The organism is Massilia sp. CFBP9026, assembly GCF_034045165.1.
GTDB classification, from domain to species: Bacteria; Pseudomonadota; Gammaproteobacteria; order Burkholderiales; family Burkholderiaceae_D; genus Telluria; species Telluria arenae.
This window is the reverse complement of sequence record NZ_JAXCWH010000008.1, coordinates 240,648-258,844: the sequence shown is the minus strand read 5'-3', so window position 1 is coordinate 258,844 and position 18,197 is coordinate 240,648. Positions and strand designations below refer to the sequence as shown.

At 65.5% G+C, this 18,197-nt stretch carries 16 protein-coding genes; 14 read left to right on the top strand and 2 right to left on the bottom strand.

Annotated features, from left to right (window positions below; genetic code table 11):
* Nucleotides 1-88 precede the first annotated feature (88 nt).
* Nucleotides 89-421 carry a hypothetical protein gene (locus tag SOM28_RS20340; RefSeq protein WP_320469242.1) on the top strand — a complete coding sequence of 111 codons (333 nt, stop codon included), beginning with the start codon at nt 89-91 and terminating at the stop codon, nt 419-421.
* Here SOM28_RS20340 and SOM28_RS20335 read toward each other — a convergent pair.
* Together SOM28_RS20335 and SOM28_RS20330 are read right to left on the bottom strand one after the other, a co-directional pair.
* Nucleotides 418-1,608, bottom strand: coding sequence for an RNA-guided endonuclease InsQ/TnpB family protein (locus SOM28_RS20335; RefSeq protein WP_320469241.1), 1,191 nt, complete (start codon nt 1,606-1,608; stop codon nt 418-420). The two genes, SOM28_RS20340 and SOM28_RS20335, sit on opposite strands and share 4 nt — an antisense overlap.
* Entirely contained in the window at nt 1,599-2,225 is a 627-nt protein-coding gene (locus SOM28_RS20330) for an IS607 family transposase (RefSeq protein ID WP_320469263.1), read from the bottom strand. The genes SOM28_RS20335 and SOM28_RS20330 overlap by 10 nt, the downstream gene beginning before the upstream one ends.
* A 172-nt stretch (nt 2,226-2,397) precedes the next feature.
* On the opposite strand from SOM28_RS20330, the gene SOM28_RS20325 reads away from it, so the two are divergent.
* The 13 genes from SOM28_RS20325 (at nt 2,398) to SOM28_RS20265 (ending at nt 18,195) form a co-directional block, all read left to right on the top strand.
* On the top strand, nt 2,398-4,314 hold the full coding sequence (locus tag SOM28_RS20325) for an ATP-binding cassette domain-containing protein (RefSeq protein ID WP_320469240.1): 1,917 nt from the start codon (nt 2,398-2,400) through the stop codon (nt 4,312-4,314).
* Nucleotides 4,315-4,344: 30 nt separating this feature from the next.
* Complete coding sequence (locus tag SOM28_RS20320) at nt 4,345-5,070, top strand: CAAX prenyl protease-related protein (protein WP_320469239.1); 726 nt, start codon at nt 4,345-4,347, stop codon at nt 5,068-5,070.
* 111 nt (nt 5,071-5,181) lie between these two features.
* Nucleotides 5,182-6,330 (top strand): XrtB/PEP-CTERM-associated polysaccharide biosynthesis outer membrane protein EpsL, encoded by a 1,149-nt coding sequence (gene epsL, locus SOM28_RS20315; protein ID WP_320469238.1) that lies wholly within the window; start codon nt 5,182-5,184, stop codon nt 6,328-6,330.
* An 18-nt stretch (nt 6,331-6,348) separates the two neighbouring features.
* On the top strand, nt 6,349-7,734 hold the full coding sequence (locus tag SOM28_RS20310) for an undecaprenyl-phosphate glucose phosphotransferase (RefSeq protein ID WP_320469237.1): 1,386 nt from the start codon (nt 6,349-6,351) through the stop codon (nt 7,732-7,734).
* Between the two features lie 270 nt (nt 7,735-8,004).
* Complete coding sequence (gene fcl / locus SOM28_RS20305) at nt 8,005-9,057, top strand: GDP-L-fucose synthase (protein WP_320469236.1); 1,053 nt, start codon at nt 8,005-8,007, stop codon at nt 9,055-9,057.
* 30 nt (nt 9,058-9,087) lie between these two features.
* Entirely contained in the window at nt 9,088-10,164 is a 1,077-nt protein-coding gene (locus SOM28_RS20300; RefSeq protein WP_320469235.1) for an EpsD family peptidyl-prolyl cis-trans isomerase, read from the top strand.
* 43 nt (nt 10,165-10,207) lie between these two features.
* Complete coding sequence (gene epsE / locus SOM28_RS20295; protein ID WP_123069820.1) at nt 10,208-10,996, top strand: polysaccharide export protein EpsE; 789 nt, start codon at nt 10,208-10,210, stop codon at nt 10,994-10,996.
* 43 nt (nt 10,997-11,039) lie between these two features.
* The gene (gene epsF, locus SOM28_RS20290) at nt 11,040-12,458 is read left to right on the top strand and encodes a chain length determinant protein EpsF (RefSeq protein WP_320469234.1); all 1,419 of its coding nucleotides are present in this window, start codon (nt 11,040-11,042) and stop codon (nt 12,456-12,458) included.
* A 44-nt stretch (nt 12,459-12,502) separates the two neighbouring features.
* Nucleotides 12,503-13,372 carry a chain length determinant protein tyrosine kinase EpsG gene (gene epsG, locus SOM28_RS20285; protein WP_320469233.1) on the top strand — a complete coding sequence of 290 codons (870 nt, stop codon included), beginning with the start codon at nt 12,503-12,505 and terminating at the stop codon, nt 13,370-13,372.
* A 1-nt stretch (nt 13,373) separates the two neighbouring features.
* A complete protein-coding gene (gene xrtB / locus SOM28_RS20280) occupies nt 13,374-14,348 on the top strand; it encodes an exosortase B (RefSeq protein ID WP_414675184.1) in 975 nt (324 codons plus the stop codon).
* Nucleotides 14,345-15,115, top strand: a complete 771-nt coding sequence (epsI, locus tag SOM28_RS20275) for an exosortase-associated protein EpsI, B-type (RefSeq protein WP_229414955.1) — start codon at nt 14,345-14,347, stop codon at nt 15,113-15,115. The genes xrtB and epsI overlap by 4 nt, the downstream gene beginning before the upstream one ends.
* Nucleotides 15,116-15,133: 18 nt before the next feature.
* Complete coding sequence (locus tag SOM28_RS20270) at nt 15,134-16,672, top strand: O-antigen ligase family protein (RefSeq protein ID WP_320469232.1); 1,539 nt, start codon at nt 15,134-15,136, stop codon at nt 16,670-16,672.
* Nucleotides 16,567-18,195, top strand: coding sequence for an oligosaccharide flippase family protein (locus SOM28_RS20265; RefSeq protein ID WP_320469231.1), 1,629 nt, complete (start codon nt 16,567-16,569; stop codon nt 18,193-18,195). Before SOM28_RS20270 ends, SOM28_RS20265 begins: the two co-directional genes overlap by 106 nt.
* Nucleotides 18,196-18,197 lie beyond the last annotated feature (2 nt).

Below are 18,197 nucleotides of genomic sequence, written 5' to 3'. Positions count from 1 at the left end.
AACTCCGTGATTCTTTTCCGTAAGACATGCACTAGTACATTAGCGGGTCGTAATCTGGCGGTCCATAAAAAAGATTACGGAGACGAGAATGAACAGGCATACAGCAATGCATTGCCGTACACGGCGTCTGTCCGGTGCGGTTGCAATGGCCCTGGCTTCGCTTGCGACCGGCGTACCGGTGCACGCACAACAGGCCGGGCAAACGGAACAGGACGCGACGACAAATAGCCCCGCCAGTGCCCCCACCACCGTACGCGTGGTGGGTACGCGGCAAGCCCAGGAAAGCGCGATCGGCAGGAAGAAACAAGCCGACACCGCCCAGGATTCCATCGTGGCGGAAGACGTGGGCGCCTTCCCGGACCGGAACGTGGCGGATGCGATTTCCGTTCCTTCAAACTTACGCAAAGCTCTTCATAGTTAACTTTGCTGTTGAATTCCTGCTTCACCGGGGCCGGTTTCACCTCGCACTTGACGCGCGAGGCCAGTGCCTGCCCCTCCACAGGCCGATGCGGTGGAACTCACCGCCATATTTCTCAGGTTGATTGCCGCGTTGACGTCTCGGTCGTGCAGTGCGTCACAGCCAGGACAACGCCAATGGCGCACCGTCAGTGGGAGCACATCCATCCGGTAGCCACAGCACGAGCACGTCTTGCTGCTCGGATACCAACGATCCACCACGACGACCTGACCGCCACACCGCGCAGCCTTGTATTCCAGCTGGCGGCGCAGTTCACCAAATCCCATGTCAGCGATCGCCCGGGCCAAGCAATGATTTGCGAGCATGCCCTTTACGTTCAGGTCTTCGATACCGATGGTGTGGAAATGGCCGGTGATATAGGCGCTCAACTGATGCAGGCTATTGCGCCTCATATCAGCAATCCTGGCGTATAGCCGGGCAAGCTTGGCTTTCGCCTTTGCACGATTGCGCGATCCTTTGACTTTGCGTGAAACCTCGCGTGACAGGCGTTGCAGTTGGGCGAGCCGTGTGCGCAACGCTTTCGGCCCGTTAAACACTTCACTGGTCGACAGTGTGGCCAGCGCCGAGACACCGAAGTCGACTCCCACCGCGCCTTGGGTTTCGGCAGGCGGTTGAAGTTGATCCTCGATGTCAACGGTGATACTCGCATACCAGTGACCGGCAATTCGGCTGATCGAGGCCGAGACGATGCGCCCAAAGAAACGCAGGGATTCGTGCATGCGGACCCATCCCAGTATTGGAATGTGGATGCGCTTCTCCTCGACCCAGAACTGGTCATTGCTTAATGTAAATCGATCGTCACGGCCCTTGCGGCGAAAGGTGGGATAGCGGGCACGCCCTTTGAAGAAATTATCGAATGCTCGCCCCAACTGCATGATCGCCATCTGCGGAGCGTTCTTGGTCACTTCCAACATCCAGGGGAATTGTTTGCGCTTGATCGTGTTGAGCTGGCGCCGCAATGCCGCCTCATTTGGCTTGTCCATCTCCGGGTCGACCTTGCTTGCCTCGTACTGTCGCATCCATTCGACCAAGGCCCAGTTGTAGGCGAAACGTGCAGTGCCAGCCGCACGCGCCAGGTACGTCGCCTGGACGTTATTCGGATCGAGTCGGATGCGATGGGCTAGGTACATTGCGACTCCTTGACTGCTGCACGCACGCCATCGATCAGCTTCTGGTTGCGGAGACTGCGGCTTCCATAGAGACGGGCCGAGAAGACGGTGATGATCTCGAGCATGTCGCTGGCCAGCTTTTCTTCGAAATTCGTGTCTTCGCCCTGGTTGATGATGACCACTTCGACCTGCCTTGTCTGGCACAGAGAAAAAATCAGCTCTGCGCCAAAACGCAGCAGCCGGTCCTTGTGCGTCAAGATCAGGCGCTCAACCTCATCTTCGACACTCCCATCGAGCAAACGTTTCAGGCCCTTCTTGCGATAGTTCATGCCAGACCCAAGGTCGGCAATCATATCGCACGCCCATCCATGACTGGCGCAGTACAATTCGAGTACCCGTTTTTGCCGCTCCAGGTCCGCCTTTTGATCATGACTGGACACCCGAGCATAGGCGACAGTCTTACGCACCGCCTGAGCACCGCTGCGAGCGTCAGGTCGCAAGGCAGACAAGTCATACCGGCGCTGACCTCCTTCTGTTCGCGCAGGAGTGAGACGACCGCTGGCTTCCCACCGACGCAAGGTACTGGTCGAGACGCCAAGGGCTTGCGCAGCCATGCAGATGGAAACGAACTTGTTCATCATGCATAAGACTGCTTAAATTCGAACAAGTTCTTATCTACCTGTTAATAACCCTTCCAGTAGTTTCCCCAGAATATTTGAGAATTGACGTCGGGCGCGCGTCCAGTCGGTACAATGTGCGCCTTATTCAATCAACTCATGCTTTTGCCCGGCAGCGGGCCGCACACCGATCATGGCAGTCATCTCCCTATCTTCCGCACAACTGGCCTTCGGCCATGTCCCGCTGCTCGACCACGCAGACTTTTCGCTGGAAACCGGCGAACGCGTCGGTCTCATCGGCCGTAACGGCACCGGCAAATCCTCGCTCCTGAAAATCATCTCGGGCCGCTCGAAACTCGACGACGGCCTCCTGGTCATGCAGCAGGGCGTGAGCATCGCCTATGTGGAACAGGAGCCGGTGTTCGACCCGCAGATGACCGTGTTCGACGTGGTCGCGCTCGGCATGGGCGACCAGCAGGCGATGCTGACCGAATATGAAGAACTCACCGGCAAGTTCGGCCAGGGCGACGACGATGCGCTGATGGAGCGCATGCACGTGCTGCAGACCAAGCTGGACGCCACCGACGGCTGGAACCTGGCGAACAAGGTCGAGACCACGCTGGGCCGCCTGAACCTGTCCGGTGACGCCAAGATGGGCACCTTGTCCGGCGGTATGCAAAAGCGCGTGGCGCTGGCCGTGGCCCTGGTGTCGGCGCCGGACGTGCTGCTGCTCGACGAACCGACCAACCACCTGGACTTTACCTCGATCAAGTGGCTGGAGAGCTTGCTGCGCGAATTCCGCGGCTCGATCCTGTTCATCACCCACGACCGTAGCTTCCTGGACAACGTCGCTACCCGCATCATCGAACTCGACCGCGGCAAGCTGCTCTCGTTCCCGGGCAATTTCACGACGTACCAGGAACGCAAGCGCGAGCTGCTGGCCAACGAGGAAGTCGAGAACGCCAAGTTCGATAAATTCCTGGCGCAAGAAGAAGTGTGGATCCGCAAGGGCGTGCAGGCACGCCGCACCCGCGACGAAGGCCGCGTGCGCCGCCTGGAAGCGCTGCGCCTGCAGCGCTCCGCGCGCCGCGACCAGCAGGGCCAGATCAAGCTCGACGTGGCCACCGGCGAGCGCTCGGGCAAGATCGTCGCCGACCTGGAAGGCGTGTCGAAGCGCTACGGCGACAAGGTTATCGTCGACGGGTTTACCGGCACCCTCATGCGCGGCGACAAGGTCGGCCTGATCGGGCCGAACGGCGCCGGCAAGACGACCCTGCTCAAGATCATCCTGGGCGAAGAGTCGGCCGACAGCGGCAGCGTGCGCCTCGGCACCAAGCTGAACGTCGCCTATTTCGACCAGATGCGCACCCAGCTCAACGAAGAGGCGAGCCTGGCCGACACCATCGCGCCCGGCAGCGACTGGGTCGAGATCAATGGCCAGCGCAAGCACGTGATGACCTACCTGAACGATTTCCTGTTCTCGCCGGAGCGGGCGCGTTCGCCGGTCAAGTCGCTCTCGGGCGGCGAGCGCAACCGCCTGCTGCTGGCGCGCCTGTTCGCCAAGCCGGCCAACTGCCTGGTGCTCGATGAACCGACCAACGACCTCGACATCGACACCCTCGAACTGCTGGAAGAATTGCTGGAGGAATACACCGGCACCGTCTTCCTCGTCAGCCACGACCGTACCTTCCTGGACAATGTCGTGACCCAGGTCATCGTGGCCGAGGGCGGCGGCAAGTGGCGCGAATTTGTTGGCGGCTATACTGACTGGGAGCGCGTCAAGGCAGCGGCCCCGGCGGTGCAGGCGCCGGCATCGACCCCTGCCAAGGCCAGCGCCGCCAAGGTGGAAGAAGCGCCGGCCCAGGGCGCGGCCAAGAAGGTCAAGCTCAGCTACAAGGAACAGCGTGAGCTCGAAGAATTGCCGCTGCTGATCGCTTCGCTCGAAGACGAACAGTCCGCGATCACCCAGCAATTGAACGCGCCCGATTTCTACAAGACGAATCCGGCCGACGCCAAACGCATCAATGCGCGCTTTGCCGAGATCGAAGACCTGCTGCTCGACGCGCTCGACCGCTGGGAACGTATCGAGGCGCGCGCCAGGGGCGAGTAAGCGCGGTTTAATACTGAAGGGACGGCATCGATGAGCGAACACGATGATTCACATGCCGTCCCTTCACCGGCCGCGCTCGCGGCCGGCGAACCCTTCCTCAACCGCGCCGCCTGGGTGCGGATCCTGCCTTTCGGCACCTATATTTTCTTCATCGTCCTTGGCGACGTGCTCGAGCGCTTCGGCTACAGCCGCGCCGAGCTGCGCTGGCTGTATCCGGTCCAGGTCGGCGCCGTGCTGGCGCTCCTGGCTGCGTTCTGGCGCGCTTATGACGAGCTGCATCGCTTCGCGCTGTCGCCCAGGCAGGTGCTGGCCGCCAGCGCTGTCGGCATCGTGGTGCTGGTCTTGTGGGTCAATCTCGATGCTCCCTGGATGACGATCGGCAGCGCGCCCGGCTACGACCCGCGCACGCATGGCCAGATCGACTGGCTCTTGGCGTCGATCCGCATCGCCGGCGCCGCCCTGATCGTCCCCGTGATGGAAGAACTGTTCTGGCGCTCTTTCTTGATGCGCTGGGTCGAGCAGTCCGATTTCATGTCGCTTGATCCGGCGCGTATCGGCTTCAGGGCTTTCGTGATTCCATGCCTGTTGTTCGGATTCGAACACCATCTTTGGCTGGCGGGCATCATGGCCGGCGTCGCCTATGGGATGTTGTATATGCGGCACCGCAAGCTGTGGTCGCCGATACTGGCTCACGCTATCACCAATGGATTGCTGGGAGTCTGGGTGGTGCATACCGGAGGCTGGCAGTTCTGGTAATTCCTTCGGCGCAGCATCTACCGGGAAACTTAGGACATGCCTTTCAACCCTGCATCGCATCGGCTTCGAACCGTGGCGGCCCTGGCGACGGTGTTATGTTCTTTCCCAGCATTGTCCGCGCCGAACGACGCGCGCCAAGAAGACGGCCTGCGGCTGCTTGGCGGTATCGGCTGGGCTTATGACGACAATATTCTGCGTGTCGCCGACGATGAGCAACCGTTCGACGGCCAGCGCAGCGATTCCTATCGCACGCTCGATGCCGGCATCGTGCTCGACAAGACCATCAGCCGCCAGCGCATCGCGGCCACTGCCAAGGTGTCGAAGGTCAAGTTCGACCATTTCGACCAGCTCGACTACGACGGCCGCGACCTGCAGGCGAGCTGGTTCTGGCAGGCCGGCAAGGGGTATGAGGGCCGTGTCGAAGCGCTGTACATCAAGACGCTGGCGCCATACACCGACTTCGACAGCGACGAGCGCAACCTGCGCGAGCAGCGGCGCCAGCTGGTCGATGCCGGCTGGAAGCTGCATCCAAGCTGGAAGCTGCGCGCCAGCGGCGCGCGCGACAAGTACACCTACGCGCTGGAGGCCCAGCGCTATAACGACCGCACCGAAAAGACCTATGAGGCCGAACTCCAGTACCGGCCGAAAAGCGGCAGCACGGTGGGCCTCGTCGCGCGCCGCGTGAAGGGCACCTATCCCTACCGGCGGCCCTACAACAGCAGCGTGCTCACCGACGATTTCACCCAGGACGAGCTCAAGGCGCGGGTCGACTGGCTCGCCAGCGGATCGACGACGCTGCAGGCCCTGGTCGGCTATGCGCGGCGCGACCAGCCTTCGTACGGCGAAGGGCGCACCAGCGGCGTCAATGGCCGTGTCACCTGGCTGTACAAGCCGCAAGGCAAGATCAGCTACGGCGCCTCGCTGTGGCGCGAGTTCGCGCCGATCGAAAGCGTGCGCGTCAGCACGACCCTGAACAAGGGGGCGAGCCTGCAAGCCACCTGGCTCGCGACCGACCGCATCCGGGTGGACGCCCGCGCATCCTACGAAAAGCGCGACTATACGGCGCGCGACGAGTTTGCGGGCCTGGATGACCTGAACGACGCGATCCGCAGCGCCAGCCTGCGGGCGCTATGGCAGGTTCGGCCCAAGGTACAAGTGATTGCCGGCTACGCCTACGAATCGCGCACGGGTTCGCAGGCACTCGGCACCGGCAAGTTCGACGCCAATATGGTGCAGCTCAGTGCGAATGTGCTGTTCTGATGATGGACGTGGCGGCGCATGACGGTCAACGACATCCCCATCATTTCGTTTTTCCAGCGCGTGCTCGATCCACTGATCGTGATGGGCAGCCTGTACCTGGCGACATTGGCCTTTGGCGAACCGTTCTCCGGCTATTGCCTGGTGCTGATGATCCTGGCCTTCTTCATTTCGTCGGCCGTCTACCAGCAAATCGATCCCTACCGCACCTGGCGTAGCGGCCGCATGCTGGCCTATGCGCGCGACACGGTGTTCGGCTGGTGCCTGACCCTTGCCGTGCTGTACTTTGTCGGCTCGGCCAGCGGCATGAAATACTATTACGACGAACGGGTATTGCTGGCCTGGGCGGTGGCGACGCCGCTGACGATCCTGGCCAGCCATATCGCAGTGCGCTTTGCCACCGGGGGCCGCAAGCACCATGCGCGTGAACTACGCTCGATCGTGGTGGTTGGCGCCAACGAGGCCGGCATCAAGTTCGCCGGCGTGTGCGAGCGCCATCCGAACCTGTTCATGCAGGTGCAGGGCTTTTTCGACGACCGCGCCGACGGGCGCCAGCCGCCCGGCCTGCGCCATCCGATGCTGGGCAGGATGGCCGAGGTCGCCGCTTATGTGCGGCGCAAGAACATCAAGATGATCTTCATCAGCCAGCCGGTCTCGGCCCAGCCGCGCATCCGCCAGCTGGTCGACGAACTGAAGGACACCACCGCCTCGGTGTATTTCCTGCCCGACGTCTATGTATTCGACTTGATGCAGGCGCGTTTCGATACCGTGGGCGGCATGCCGGTGATCGCGATCAGCGAGACGCCCTTCATGGGCTTTAACAGCGTGCTCAAGCGCGGCACCGACGTCGCGGTCAGCGCGCTGGCGCTGCTACTGCTGGCGCCGCTGATGCTGCTGATCGCCCTTGCCGTGAAGCTCGGTTCGCCCGGCCCGGTGCTGTTCAAGCAACGCCGCTACGGGCTGTATGGCGAAGAGATCTATATCTATAAATTCCGCTCGATGACGGTGCTGGACGACGGGCCGACCATCGTCCAGGCCAGGGCCGGCGATCGCCGCATCACGCGCATCGGGCACTTCCTGCGCCGCACCTCGCTCGACGAATTGCCGCAGTTTATCAATGCGCTGCAAGGACGCATGAGCGTGGTCGGGCCGCGTCCGCATGCGGTCGCCCACAACGAGGAATACCGCAAGCTCATCAAGGGTTACATGCTGCGCCACAAGGTCAGGCCGGGCATTACCGGCTGGGCCCAGGTGAACGGCTTGCGCGGCGAGACGGCCACCCTCGACAAGATGGAAGCGCGCATCCGCTACGACCTCGATTACCTGCGCAACTGGTCGCTGTGGCTCGATTTGTGGATCATCCTCAAGACCGTCAAGGTCGTCCTCACGCGCGAAAACGCGCACTGAATCTGTCCGTTCGCTGCGCGTGAAAAATGAACCGTCGGGCTTCGCGCGCATCGAATGGCAGGGGTGGTGGGTATTCCCGCCGCGCCTTCAAGCCTATCAATTTTGTCCTGGAAACGGATGAGCGCTAATCGACGCGCTCTTTGATCTGGACGATTGCCGACAAGCTTGCGCGGCCATCCAGGGTGGGTAGAATCGTTAACTGGTATGCAAGAGCAATGGCCGATTTCTTCGCTGCAATAGGGGGCATCGGCATTGATCACGGGAGGCAATGTGCACGACAAGCCACGCATCTACGTTGCCGGCCACCGCGGCCTGGTCGGCTCGGCCATCGTGCGCGCGCTGCGCGCCGCAGACCAGGTCGAGATCGTCACCCGCAGCCACGATGAGCTGGAACTCACCGACCAGGTGCGGGTACGCGAATTCTTCCGCAGCGAAGGCATCGACCAGGTCTACCTGGCCGCGGCCAGGGTAGGCGGCATCCACGCCAACAACAGCTATCCGGCCGAGTTCATCTACGACAACCTGATGGTGCAGGCGAATGTCGTGCACGAGGCCTGGCGTGCGGGCGTGCGCAAGCTGCTGTTCCTGGGTTCGTCCTGCATCTATCCGCGCCTGGCGGCGCAGCCAATCCGCGAAGAATACCTGATGAACGGCATGCTCGAGCCGACCAACGAACCCTATGCCATGGCCAAGATCGCCGGCATCAAGCTGTGCGAAAGCTATAACCGCCAGTACGGCACCGACTATCGCAGCGTGATGCCCACCAATCTGTACGGACCCGGCGATAACTATCACCCCGAGAACAGCCACGTCATTCCCGCCCTGCTGCGCCGCTTTCATGAGGCAAAGACGAGCGCCGCCCCCGAGGTCGTGATCTGGGGCAGCGGCAAGCCGATGCGCGAATTCCTCTACGTCGACGATATGGCGGCCGCCAGCGTCCACGTGATGGAACTGGCGCCCGCGGCGTATGCGGACGCTACCGACCCCATGCATTCGCACATCAATGTCGGCACCGGCCAGGACGTGACCATCGCCGAGCTGGCGCGCCTGGTGGGCGAGACCGTGGGCTACGGGGGCGATATCGTCTTCGACGCCAGCAAGCCCGACGGCACACCGCGCAAGCTGCTCGACGTCTCCAAGCTGGCGGCGCTGGGCTGGCGCGCCAGTACGCCGCTGGCGGAGGGCTTGCAGCGCGCCTATCTCGGCTATCTCGCTCACCTCTCCTGCGAAGCTGGGCTGGACGCCCGATGTGAAATGGACAACAGAACAGATGGCGCAAGCGGTCCAGAATGGCGGATTTCAACCCGGACCGCGCATGCCTGAGGGGCAATGCCGTCCACGCCGGAGAACACCATGCAGAGCTCGTACCGGAACGCCACCGAATTGCCACCTTCATTCGCATCGCGCTCGAGCCCGATGCGGGCCGTGTGTGCGGCCCTGGTCCTGGCCAGCGTCGCGCTGGCGGGTTGCAACCGGGACAAGCCGGTGCCCGAGACCAAGCCTGGCCAGGCCCTGGCCAGCGTGAATGGCGAAGAGATCACGGTATTGCAGCTCAATGAAGAATTGCAGCGTGCCGGCGTCCCGGCTGCCCAGCAGCAAACCGCCAGCAAGCAGTTGCTGCAGGCGCTGATCGACCGCGAACTGCTCGAAACCGAAGCGGCCAAGGAAAAGATCGACCGCGATCCCAAGGTGATGCAGGCGATCGAGCGCGCGCGCTCGCTGATCGTTGCCCAGGCCTATATGCAGAAGCGGGTAGGCGACGTCGGCCGTCCGACCGAGGCCGAGATCGAGGACTACTTCAACAAGCATCCGCAGTTCTTCGCCAACCGCCGCCAGTTCGCCATGAACCAGCTCGTGTTTCCGGCGGCCAGCGTGACGCCCGAGCTGCGCGCCGCCGCCGACAAGGCCCGCTCGCTCGAGGATGTGGCGGCCTATCTCGACACCAGGAAGGTCGCCTACGGCCGCGCCCAGGTCACGCGCAGCACCGCCGACCTCAAGCCCGAGCTGGCCGCGAAGCTGCTGTCGATGCCGAAGGGCCAGCTGTTCCTGGTGCAGGAAGGGCAGCGCGCGCTCCTGACCGCGATCGACGAGGTGCGCGACGCGCCGGTATCGCTGGCGATCGCCGCGCCGCAGATCGCGCAATACCTGGCCAACCGCAAGAACAAGGAACTGGCCCAGGCCGAGATCCAGCGCCTGCGCGCCACCGCGAAGATCGACTACCTGAACAAGGACCTGGCGCCCGACGCCGCCACGCCCGGCGCGCTCCCGGCCGCGGCGTCGGCCTCGCTGGCGGGTGCCGGACTGGAAACGGGGGCGACCGCGGGCGACGTCAATGGCGACAACGGCATCGGCCCGGTGGCCGACACCGTGGACGAGGACGCGCGCGCCGACAAGGCGGCGCTCGATCGCGGGGTGGCCGGCCTCAAGTAGCGCATCTTCAAGGATTTTCCAACGACATGCCTGGAGACTGACGATGAAACGCTGGATCAAGTGGATGACGGGGGCCGCCTTCGTGCTGGGCATGGGCGTGGCCGGTGCGGCCGAGGTGTTGCTGGGCGCTGGTGACGTGGTCAAGCTGTCCGTATACGGCAGCCCCGACCTGTCGATCGAGACCCGCGTCAGCGAGAGCGGCCACATCACGTTCCCGCTGCTGGGCCAGGTCGAGGTCGGTGGCCTGTCGGTGGCCGCCGCCGAAAAGAAGATCGCCGGCCAGCTCGAGAAGGGCGGCTACATCAAGCGGGCCCAGGTGAACATGCTGGTGACCACGCTGGCCAGCCAGCAGGTGTCGGTGCTGGGCCAGGTGAACCGGCCGGGCCGCTATCCGGTCGAAGGCAGGCGCAAGGTGCTCGACATGCTGGCGCTGGCCGGCGGCATCCATGGCGACGGCGGCGACATGATCAGCCTGGTGCGCACGCGCGACGGCAAGACCACGCGCGAGACCATCGATGTGGTCGACATGGTGCGCAAGGGTGAGCTCGACAGAGACTACGAGGTCGCCGGCGGCGATATCATCTTCGTGGAACGGGCGCCGCGCGCCTACGTCACCGGCGAGGTCAGCCGTCCGGGGCCGTTCCGCCTGGAGCGCGGCATGACGGTCCAGCAGGCGATTTCGGCCGGTGGCGGCCTGAGCCCGCGCGGCAGCGACAACGGCATCAAGGTCACGCGCCGCGACCCCAGCGGCAAGCCGGTCACGCTGGACGCCCAGGCCGGCGACGTGGTCCAGGTCGACGACGTGATCGTGGTGCGCGAGAGCTGGTTTTAACGGCGCCTGACGCAAGCGCCGGTCCCGCATGCAAAGGTGAGCCATGAGCGTGCATCAATTTCTGCTGATCTTGCTGGCCCGTAAAAAAATCGTCCTGGGAACGCTCCTGGTCACGGTGCTGCTCGCCCTTGGCTGGAGCCTGGTGCAGCAAAAGACCTACGAGGCCACGGCATCGGTGCTGCTCAACTACAAGGGCGTCGATCCGCTCACCGGCCTGACAATGCCAGGGCAATTGATGCCGGGGTATATGGCAACGCAGATGGACATCATCGGCAGCAAGAACGTGGCGCTGCGCGTCGTCGACACGCTGCGGCTGGCGTCCAGCCCGGCCGTCGTCCAGCAATTCCAGCAAGCGAACGAGGGCAAGGGAACGGTGCGCGACTGGCTGGCCGACCTGCTGCTCCAGAAGCTCGAGATCATGCCCTCGCGCGAATCGAGCGTGGTCGAGATCAGCTTCAGCGGCGCCGACCCCGTGTTCGCGGCCGCGGTGGCGAACGCCTTCGCCGAGGAGTACCGGCGGGCCGGCGTGCAGCTCAAGACCGAACCGGCCAAGAACGCCTCGCTGTACTTCAACGAGCAGACCAGGCAGTTGCGCGACAACCTCGAGGCGGCCCAGGCCCGTCTTTCAAAGTACCAGCAAGAAAAAGGCATCGTCAGCCTCGACAACAACCGGGTCGATGTCGAGCTGTCGCGACTGAACGACCTGGCCGCCCAGCTGGTCGTGGCCCAGGCCGCGGCCATGGAAGCGGGCTCGCGTGAGACGGCGGCCGGGACGGCCGGCGCGGCCGTCGATTCGCCCGACGTCGCCAACAATGCGCTGATCCAGAACCTGCGCATGAACCTGGCCAGCGCCGAGGCCAAGCTGGCCGAGGCCGGTGCGCGTTTCGGGCGCAACCATCCGCAGTACCAGGCTGCGGCTGCCGAAGCCGGCAAGCTGCGTGCCGAGCTCGGTAGTGCGCTGGGCACCGTCACCCGCAGCGTCGGCGCTAACGCCGAGGTCAATCGCCAGCGCGAAGCCCAGTTGCGCAGCGAGCTGGCGGCGCAGAAGGAACGGGTGCTGGAGCTGAACCGCACCCGCGACGAGCTCGGTCCCTTGCTGAAAGACCTCGAAGGTGCGCAGCGCGCCTTCGATGCGGCCAGCCAGCGCTATTCGCAGACGCGGATCGAGGCCCTGTCCGAGCAATCGGACGTCTCGGTGCTCAACCCGGCCGTGGCTCCCACGACTCCGAGCGGCCCGCGCATCCTGCTCAATACGCTGGCGGCGATCGTGCTCGGCACCGTCCTCGGCGTCGGCCTGGCGCTACTGCTCGAACTGCTGGCGCGGCCGGTACGGTCCAGCAGCGACCTGCACGATATGCTGGGCATTCCGGTACTGGGTACCATCGCCTGGCAGGCGCCGCCCGCGCGGACGGGTCGTATTCGCAGGCTGATGGCGCCCGGCGGGCAGCCGCGCCTGAGCTGAACTGAGTTGAACTGAGCTGAACTGAGCCGAGCCGAGGACCCGCCATGAACTCATCCGTGCTATCCGCCCTGCACAGAGACCCCGGCCGCGACGCCAGCATGGGGACCTTGCTGGTCGATGCGGGCAAGCTCAGCGTCGATGACGCCGAGCGCGTGCTGCGCACCCATCAAGACCTGGGCATCCGCTTCGGTGAAGCGGCGCTGCGCCTCGGCCTGGTGAGCGAGGACGACATACAGCAGGCCTTGGCGCGGCAGTTCGCCTATCCCTATGTGCAGAAAGGGCAGGCCAGGCTCTCGCCCAGGCTGGTCGCCGCCTACGAACCGTTCTCGCCCCAGGTCGAAGCCCTGCGCGCGATCCGCAGCCAGCTGATGCTGCGCTGGTTCGCGCGCGGGCGGCGCGCGCTGGCGATCGCCGGCGCCGACCCGGACGATGGCGCCAGCCTGTTCGCGGCCAACCTGGCGCTGGTGTTTTCCCAGCTCGGCGAGCAGACCCTGCTGGTGGACGCCAACCTGCGCGCGCCGCGCCAGCATGAACTGTTCGGGCTCAGGCCGCGCCAGGGCCTGTCCGACCTGCTGGCAGGGCGGGCCGACCTGGATGCCATATTGCGCGTGCCGTCCTTCGCCGACCTGTCGGTGTTGCCGGCCGGGACCATGCCGCCAAATCCGCAAGAACTGCTGGCGCGGCCCGCTTTCCGCACGCTGTCGGCGCAGCTGGAAAGCCGTCATGACGTCGTGCTGGTCGACTTGCCGCCCTTTACCGCCGGCGCCGATGCCCTGGCGGTGGCCGGCCGTACCGGCGGCGTGCTGCTGGTGGCCTGCAAGCACCGCACCCGTATCGCCGACGTGGCGCGCATGGCCGGGCAGATGGCCGATGCCGGCGCCGAAGTGGTCGGTTCGGTGGTGATGGAGTTCTGACATGGCGACCGGGAGCGAGATGGACTTGCGGCACGGCCAGGATTCCGGTCCCGGTCCTGGAGCTGGCCTGCGCCAGGCATTGCCCGAATGGTGGCCGGTCATGCTGGGCCTGGCCCTGTTGTTCGGACCGACCTTCCACGACCTGTTCACCGGCGCCTGGATCGGCGAAGAGCAGGGCCATGGACCGATCATCTTCTTCCTGTCCCTTTGGCTGATCTGGCGCAAGTGGCCCGAGGTGGAGGCGGCCTGTGCGCCGGTGCAGCCGCACCCGACCGGCTGGGCGGTGCTGGCCTTCGGCCTGGGCATCCACCTGCTGGGCCGCTCGCAAAACATATTGATGTTCGAGGTCGCATCGATCCTGGCGGTGCTGGCGGCAACCGTCCTGCTCAAGCTGGGCGCGCGCGCCCTGCGCCTGCTGTGGTTTCCGTTCTTCTTCATGCTGTTCATGGTGCCCCTGCCGAGCGAGCTGGTGGCGGCGCTGACGATGCCGATGAAGATGGCGGTCTCCTGGGCCACCGAACACCTGCTGTTCGCGGCTGGCTATCCGATCTCGCGTTCCGGCGTGGTGCTGCAGATCGGCCAGTACCAGCTGCTGGTGGCCGATGCCTGCGCCGGCCTGCAGACCCTCCTGACCCTCGAGGCGCTGGGCCTGTTCTACCTGAACCTGATGCGTCACCCTTCGGCCATTCGCAATATCGCGCTGGCGATCCTGATCGTGCCGGTCTCGTTCGCGGCGAACGTGATCCGCGTGATCGCGCTGACCCTGGTCACCTATTATTTCGGCGACGCGGCCGGTCAGGGCTTCCTGCATGGCTTTGCCGGCATGGTGCTGTTCGTGACGGCGCTCCTGATGATCCTGGCGCTCGACTCGGCCCTGCAATGGTTCATCAAGCGCCGGGAGCAGTCGCGCCATCCTGGCGGCGGCCAGCCAAAGTCGCCAGATTCGCCGAGTCCAATGCGCGGGGCCGTCCGATGAACCCGGCGCGCCGCCGCCTGGCCGTCAGCATCGTGCTGGGCCTGGCCATGGCCGCCACCTCGGCCCTGACCGGGGCCCTGACGCCCGCGCCGCGCGCGCCGCTGCCGCACGAGCGCTTCAGCCTTGAGCAGATGATTCCGCAACGCTTCGGCGCATGGTCGGTCGATCCGAGCGTCGTGCCCCTGCAGCCCGACCCGGAGCAGCAGGGCGTGCTCGCGAAGATCTACGACCAGACCCTGTCGCGCACCTATATCGACGTCCACGGCCAGCGGGTGATGCTGTCGATCGCCTATGGCGGCGACCAGAGCAGGGCATTGCAGCTGCACCTGCCCGAGGTCTGCTACGTGGCCCAGGGCTTCGAGCTGGTCGAGGATAGCGAAGACCTGCTGCCCATCCGCCATGGCCGCTTGCCGGTCAAGCGCCTGGTGGCGCGCCTGAGCGAGCGCAACGAGCCGATCACCTACTGGATCACCATCGGCGACAAGGCGACCAAGGCCGGCATCCAGCAAAAGCTGCGCCGCCTCGCCTACGGGCTGTCGGGCGAGATCCCGGACGGCATGCTGGTGCGGGTATCGACCATCGCCTCCGACGAGCACGCCGCCTGGCGCGTGCAGGACCGCTTCGTGGTCGACCTGCTCGCGGCGCTGGCGCCACGAGACCGCGCCCACTTGATCGGCGCCGACACCGCTCCCGCGACGACGGCTACGGCGACCGCGCCTGCCAGGGCGGCCACGGCGGCCCGCGCCGCCGACAGCGCGCACCACTGACCCGGCGACAACGCGGCGATGAACGACATCCTGCCCTATATCTATTATTCGCTGCCGTGGCTGTTCGTCATCGGCCTGTCGGTCGCGGCCGTGCTGGGGATCGGCATCGGGCTGGCATGGCCGCGCTTCCTGGTCTATCCCTATCTGCTGCTGTTTTTCTGGGTTAATTCCACCAGCTATGGCAACCTGGCCGTGTTCGCCTCGCGCAGCATCTACAGCCGTGGCTCGGGCATGCTGTTCTTCGGCGTGGTGCTGTGGTACGTCCTCGGCGCCTGGCTGTGCGCCCGCATTGCCGCCAGTTTTACGGACAAGCTCGCGGACAACCTCGCGAACAACTTCGCGGGCAACTTCGCGACCGGCCCGCAACGCCAGCGCGCACCGGCCTGCAATCTGCGGCCCTGGTTCCTGGCCTGGGCCGTCCTGCTGGCCGCCCACGTCGGCGTCGGGCTGGCCACCGGGGTGCCGCTGGCCGCGTCGCTGGCGCCGTCGGGCTTTTCGAACATCGTCTGGATGGCGCCGCTCATCTCGCTGATGCTGCTGGCCTTCCGCACCCGCGAGCAGGCACTCGCACTGGCGCGCTTCATCATGCTGGCCGGTCTGGCGCGCGCGCTGTTCGGCCTCGGCCGCTGGGCGGCGGCGGGCGGCGACCCGAACAACGTCTATGCCAATATGAATGCGATCCAGATCCGCCTGACCTTCTTCGACATCAACGACAGCCTGCTGTGCACGCTGGCGTTCGCAATCGCCGCCGTCGCGCTGTTCCAGGCGCCGTCCGGCGCGCCGTTGCCGGCGCCAGGCCGAACGTGGCGCGCGCTGGCATGGGCCACCCTCGTCACCACGACGCTGTGTGTGGTGCTGTCCTATCGCCGCACCGCCTGGATCGGCTTCCTGCTGGCCTTCGCCGTCGTGCTGTGGCGCTTTCCGCCCGCGCGCCGCCTGCAGCTGGGCCTGGCCGCTATGCCGCTGGCCGGCGCCGCCATGGCCTTCGTGGCGGCGCGGCGGATGGCGCAGACGCGGGCCGAAGGGGGAAGCAATGCGGCGGGCGGCCTGTTGCACGACATGCAGTCGCGCCGCTTCGGCCCCGAAAGCGAGCGGGTGCTGGAACTCAAGCTGGCCTTCGCCGACTTTCTGGCGCATCCGCTGGCCGGCATCGGCGCCTGGGGACGCTACCATGGCTACCAGGCCATTTCGTGGCAAGGCAATCCGGACGGCGGCCTGTTCCTGCACAGCGGGGTGCTGCACATCGCGCTCAAGAGCGGCCTGATCGGCACGGTGCTGCTGGCGGGCACCATCATCGCCTTCGTCGTCGGCGCGCGGCGGGCGCTGCGCAGCTTGCCCCCCGAGCTGCTGGGCCTGGGCGCGGCCGGGGCGGCGGGGCTGGCGTTCATGATTCCGGACCTGCTGATCGGCACGCCGTTCCCGCAAGTGCGCACCACGCAAATGCTGGCTCTATGCCTGAGCCTGCCTTACCTGGCGCTGGCGGCCGCGCAAGGGACGACAGCGCCGCAGCGGCCGGCCTGGCGGCGTGCGCCGCGACGCCACTTGGTGCCGGCCTGATGAAGCTGCGCCTGGCCCGCAACGCCTGGTCCAACCTGCTCGGGGCGGCGGTGCCCGCGCTGGTGATGCTGGGCACGGTGCCGCTGGTGGTGCGGGGCCTGGGCCAGGCCGGCTATGGCGTGTACTCGCTGGTGACGGCCATCGTCGGCTATTTCGCGGTGATGGACATCAATCTCACGGCCGGTTCCGTCAAGTACATTGCCCAGCACCGGGCCAGGGGCGACGCGCGCCAGGTTGCCGAGACCTTGTCCTTCGGCCTGGCCACCTATGCCGCCATCGGCCTCTTCGGCGCGCTGGGCATCCACCTGAGCGCAGCCTGGCTGATCGAGGCCGTGTTCGCCGTGCCGGCGGCCTTGCGCCTCGAGGCGACTGCGACCCTGCAACTGGCCGCGCTGGCTTTCTTGTTCAGCCAGCTGCAAATCTACCTGAACAGCGTGCCGCAGTCGCTGATGCGCTACGATATTTCAGGCCGGCTCGAGATGGCGTTCGGCGCGCTGCTGCCGCTGGCGACGGTGGGCGTGCTGGCGCTGGGCTTCGGCCTGTTCGAGGCGATCCTGCTGCGCGTGATCGCCAGTGGCATCCACGCGCTGCTACTGTGGCGGGCGATCCGGCGCCTGCTGCCCGGCTGGCGCTGGCGCTGGCCGGCGGCCGGCGTGCGTGCGGCCTTGCTGCGCTTCTCGGGCTGGACTTTCCTGTCGCGCTTCGCCGCGCTGTCGTACGCCCACGCCGACAAGCTCATGATAGGGGCCCTGGTTGGCGTGGCCGGCCTGGCGTATTACACGGTCGCCGCCACCCTGGCCAATCGCGTGCTGGGGCTGAGCTTTCGCCTGTCGGCCGTGTTCTTCCCGGCCGCCAGCGCGCTCGCGGCCAGGGGCGAGCTGGCGCGCCTGGATGCGGTCTACCTCAAGGCGACGCGCTACGTGGTGTATTTGAACGCGGCGATCCTGGTGCTGCTGGCGGTGTTCGCCCATCAGATCCTGGGCTACTGGATGGACGCCGCCTTCGCGCGCCACGGCGCCGCCATCCTGTCGCTGATGGCCTTGTCGCAATTCGTCGATTCGCTCACCAGCCTGCCGTCGCTGGTCAACGATGGCATGGGCCACCCGCGCGTCACTGGCCTGTTCGCCATGGTGCGCGCGCTGGCCGGACTGGGCCTCGTCTACGCCGGCGTGGCCGGCTGGGGCATCGATGGGGCCGCCTGGGGCCACCTGGCCACCTCGCTGATGTTCGCCACGGCCTTCCTGGTCTACGTCCATGGCCGTACGGTGCCGACCCCGCTGCGGCGCCTGCTGGCCCATGGCTATGCGCCGGGCCTGGCCGGGATCGCGCTGGTCGCCATCGCCGCCAGCGCGGCCGAGGCCCTGCTCGACGACAGCCTGGGAGCTTTCCTCGCGATCCTGGCCGCGACCGTGCTGCTGCTTGCCCTGCATGGGGCACTGTTCGTGATCGGGCGCGAAGACCGCGACCTGGCCTGGGCCCGCCTCAAGACGCGTTGCCAGCCGGCGCGCGCCCGGGCCGGTTGAAA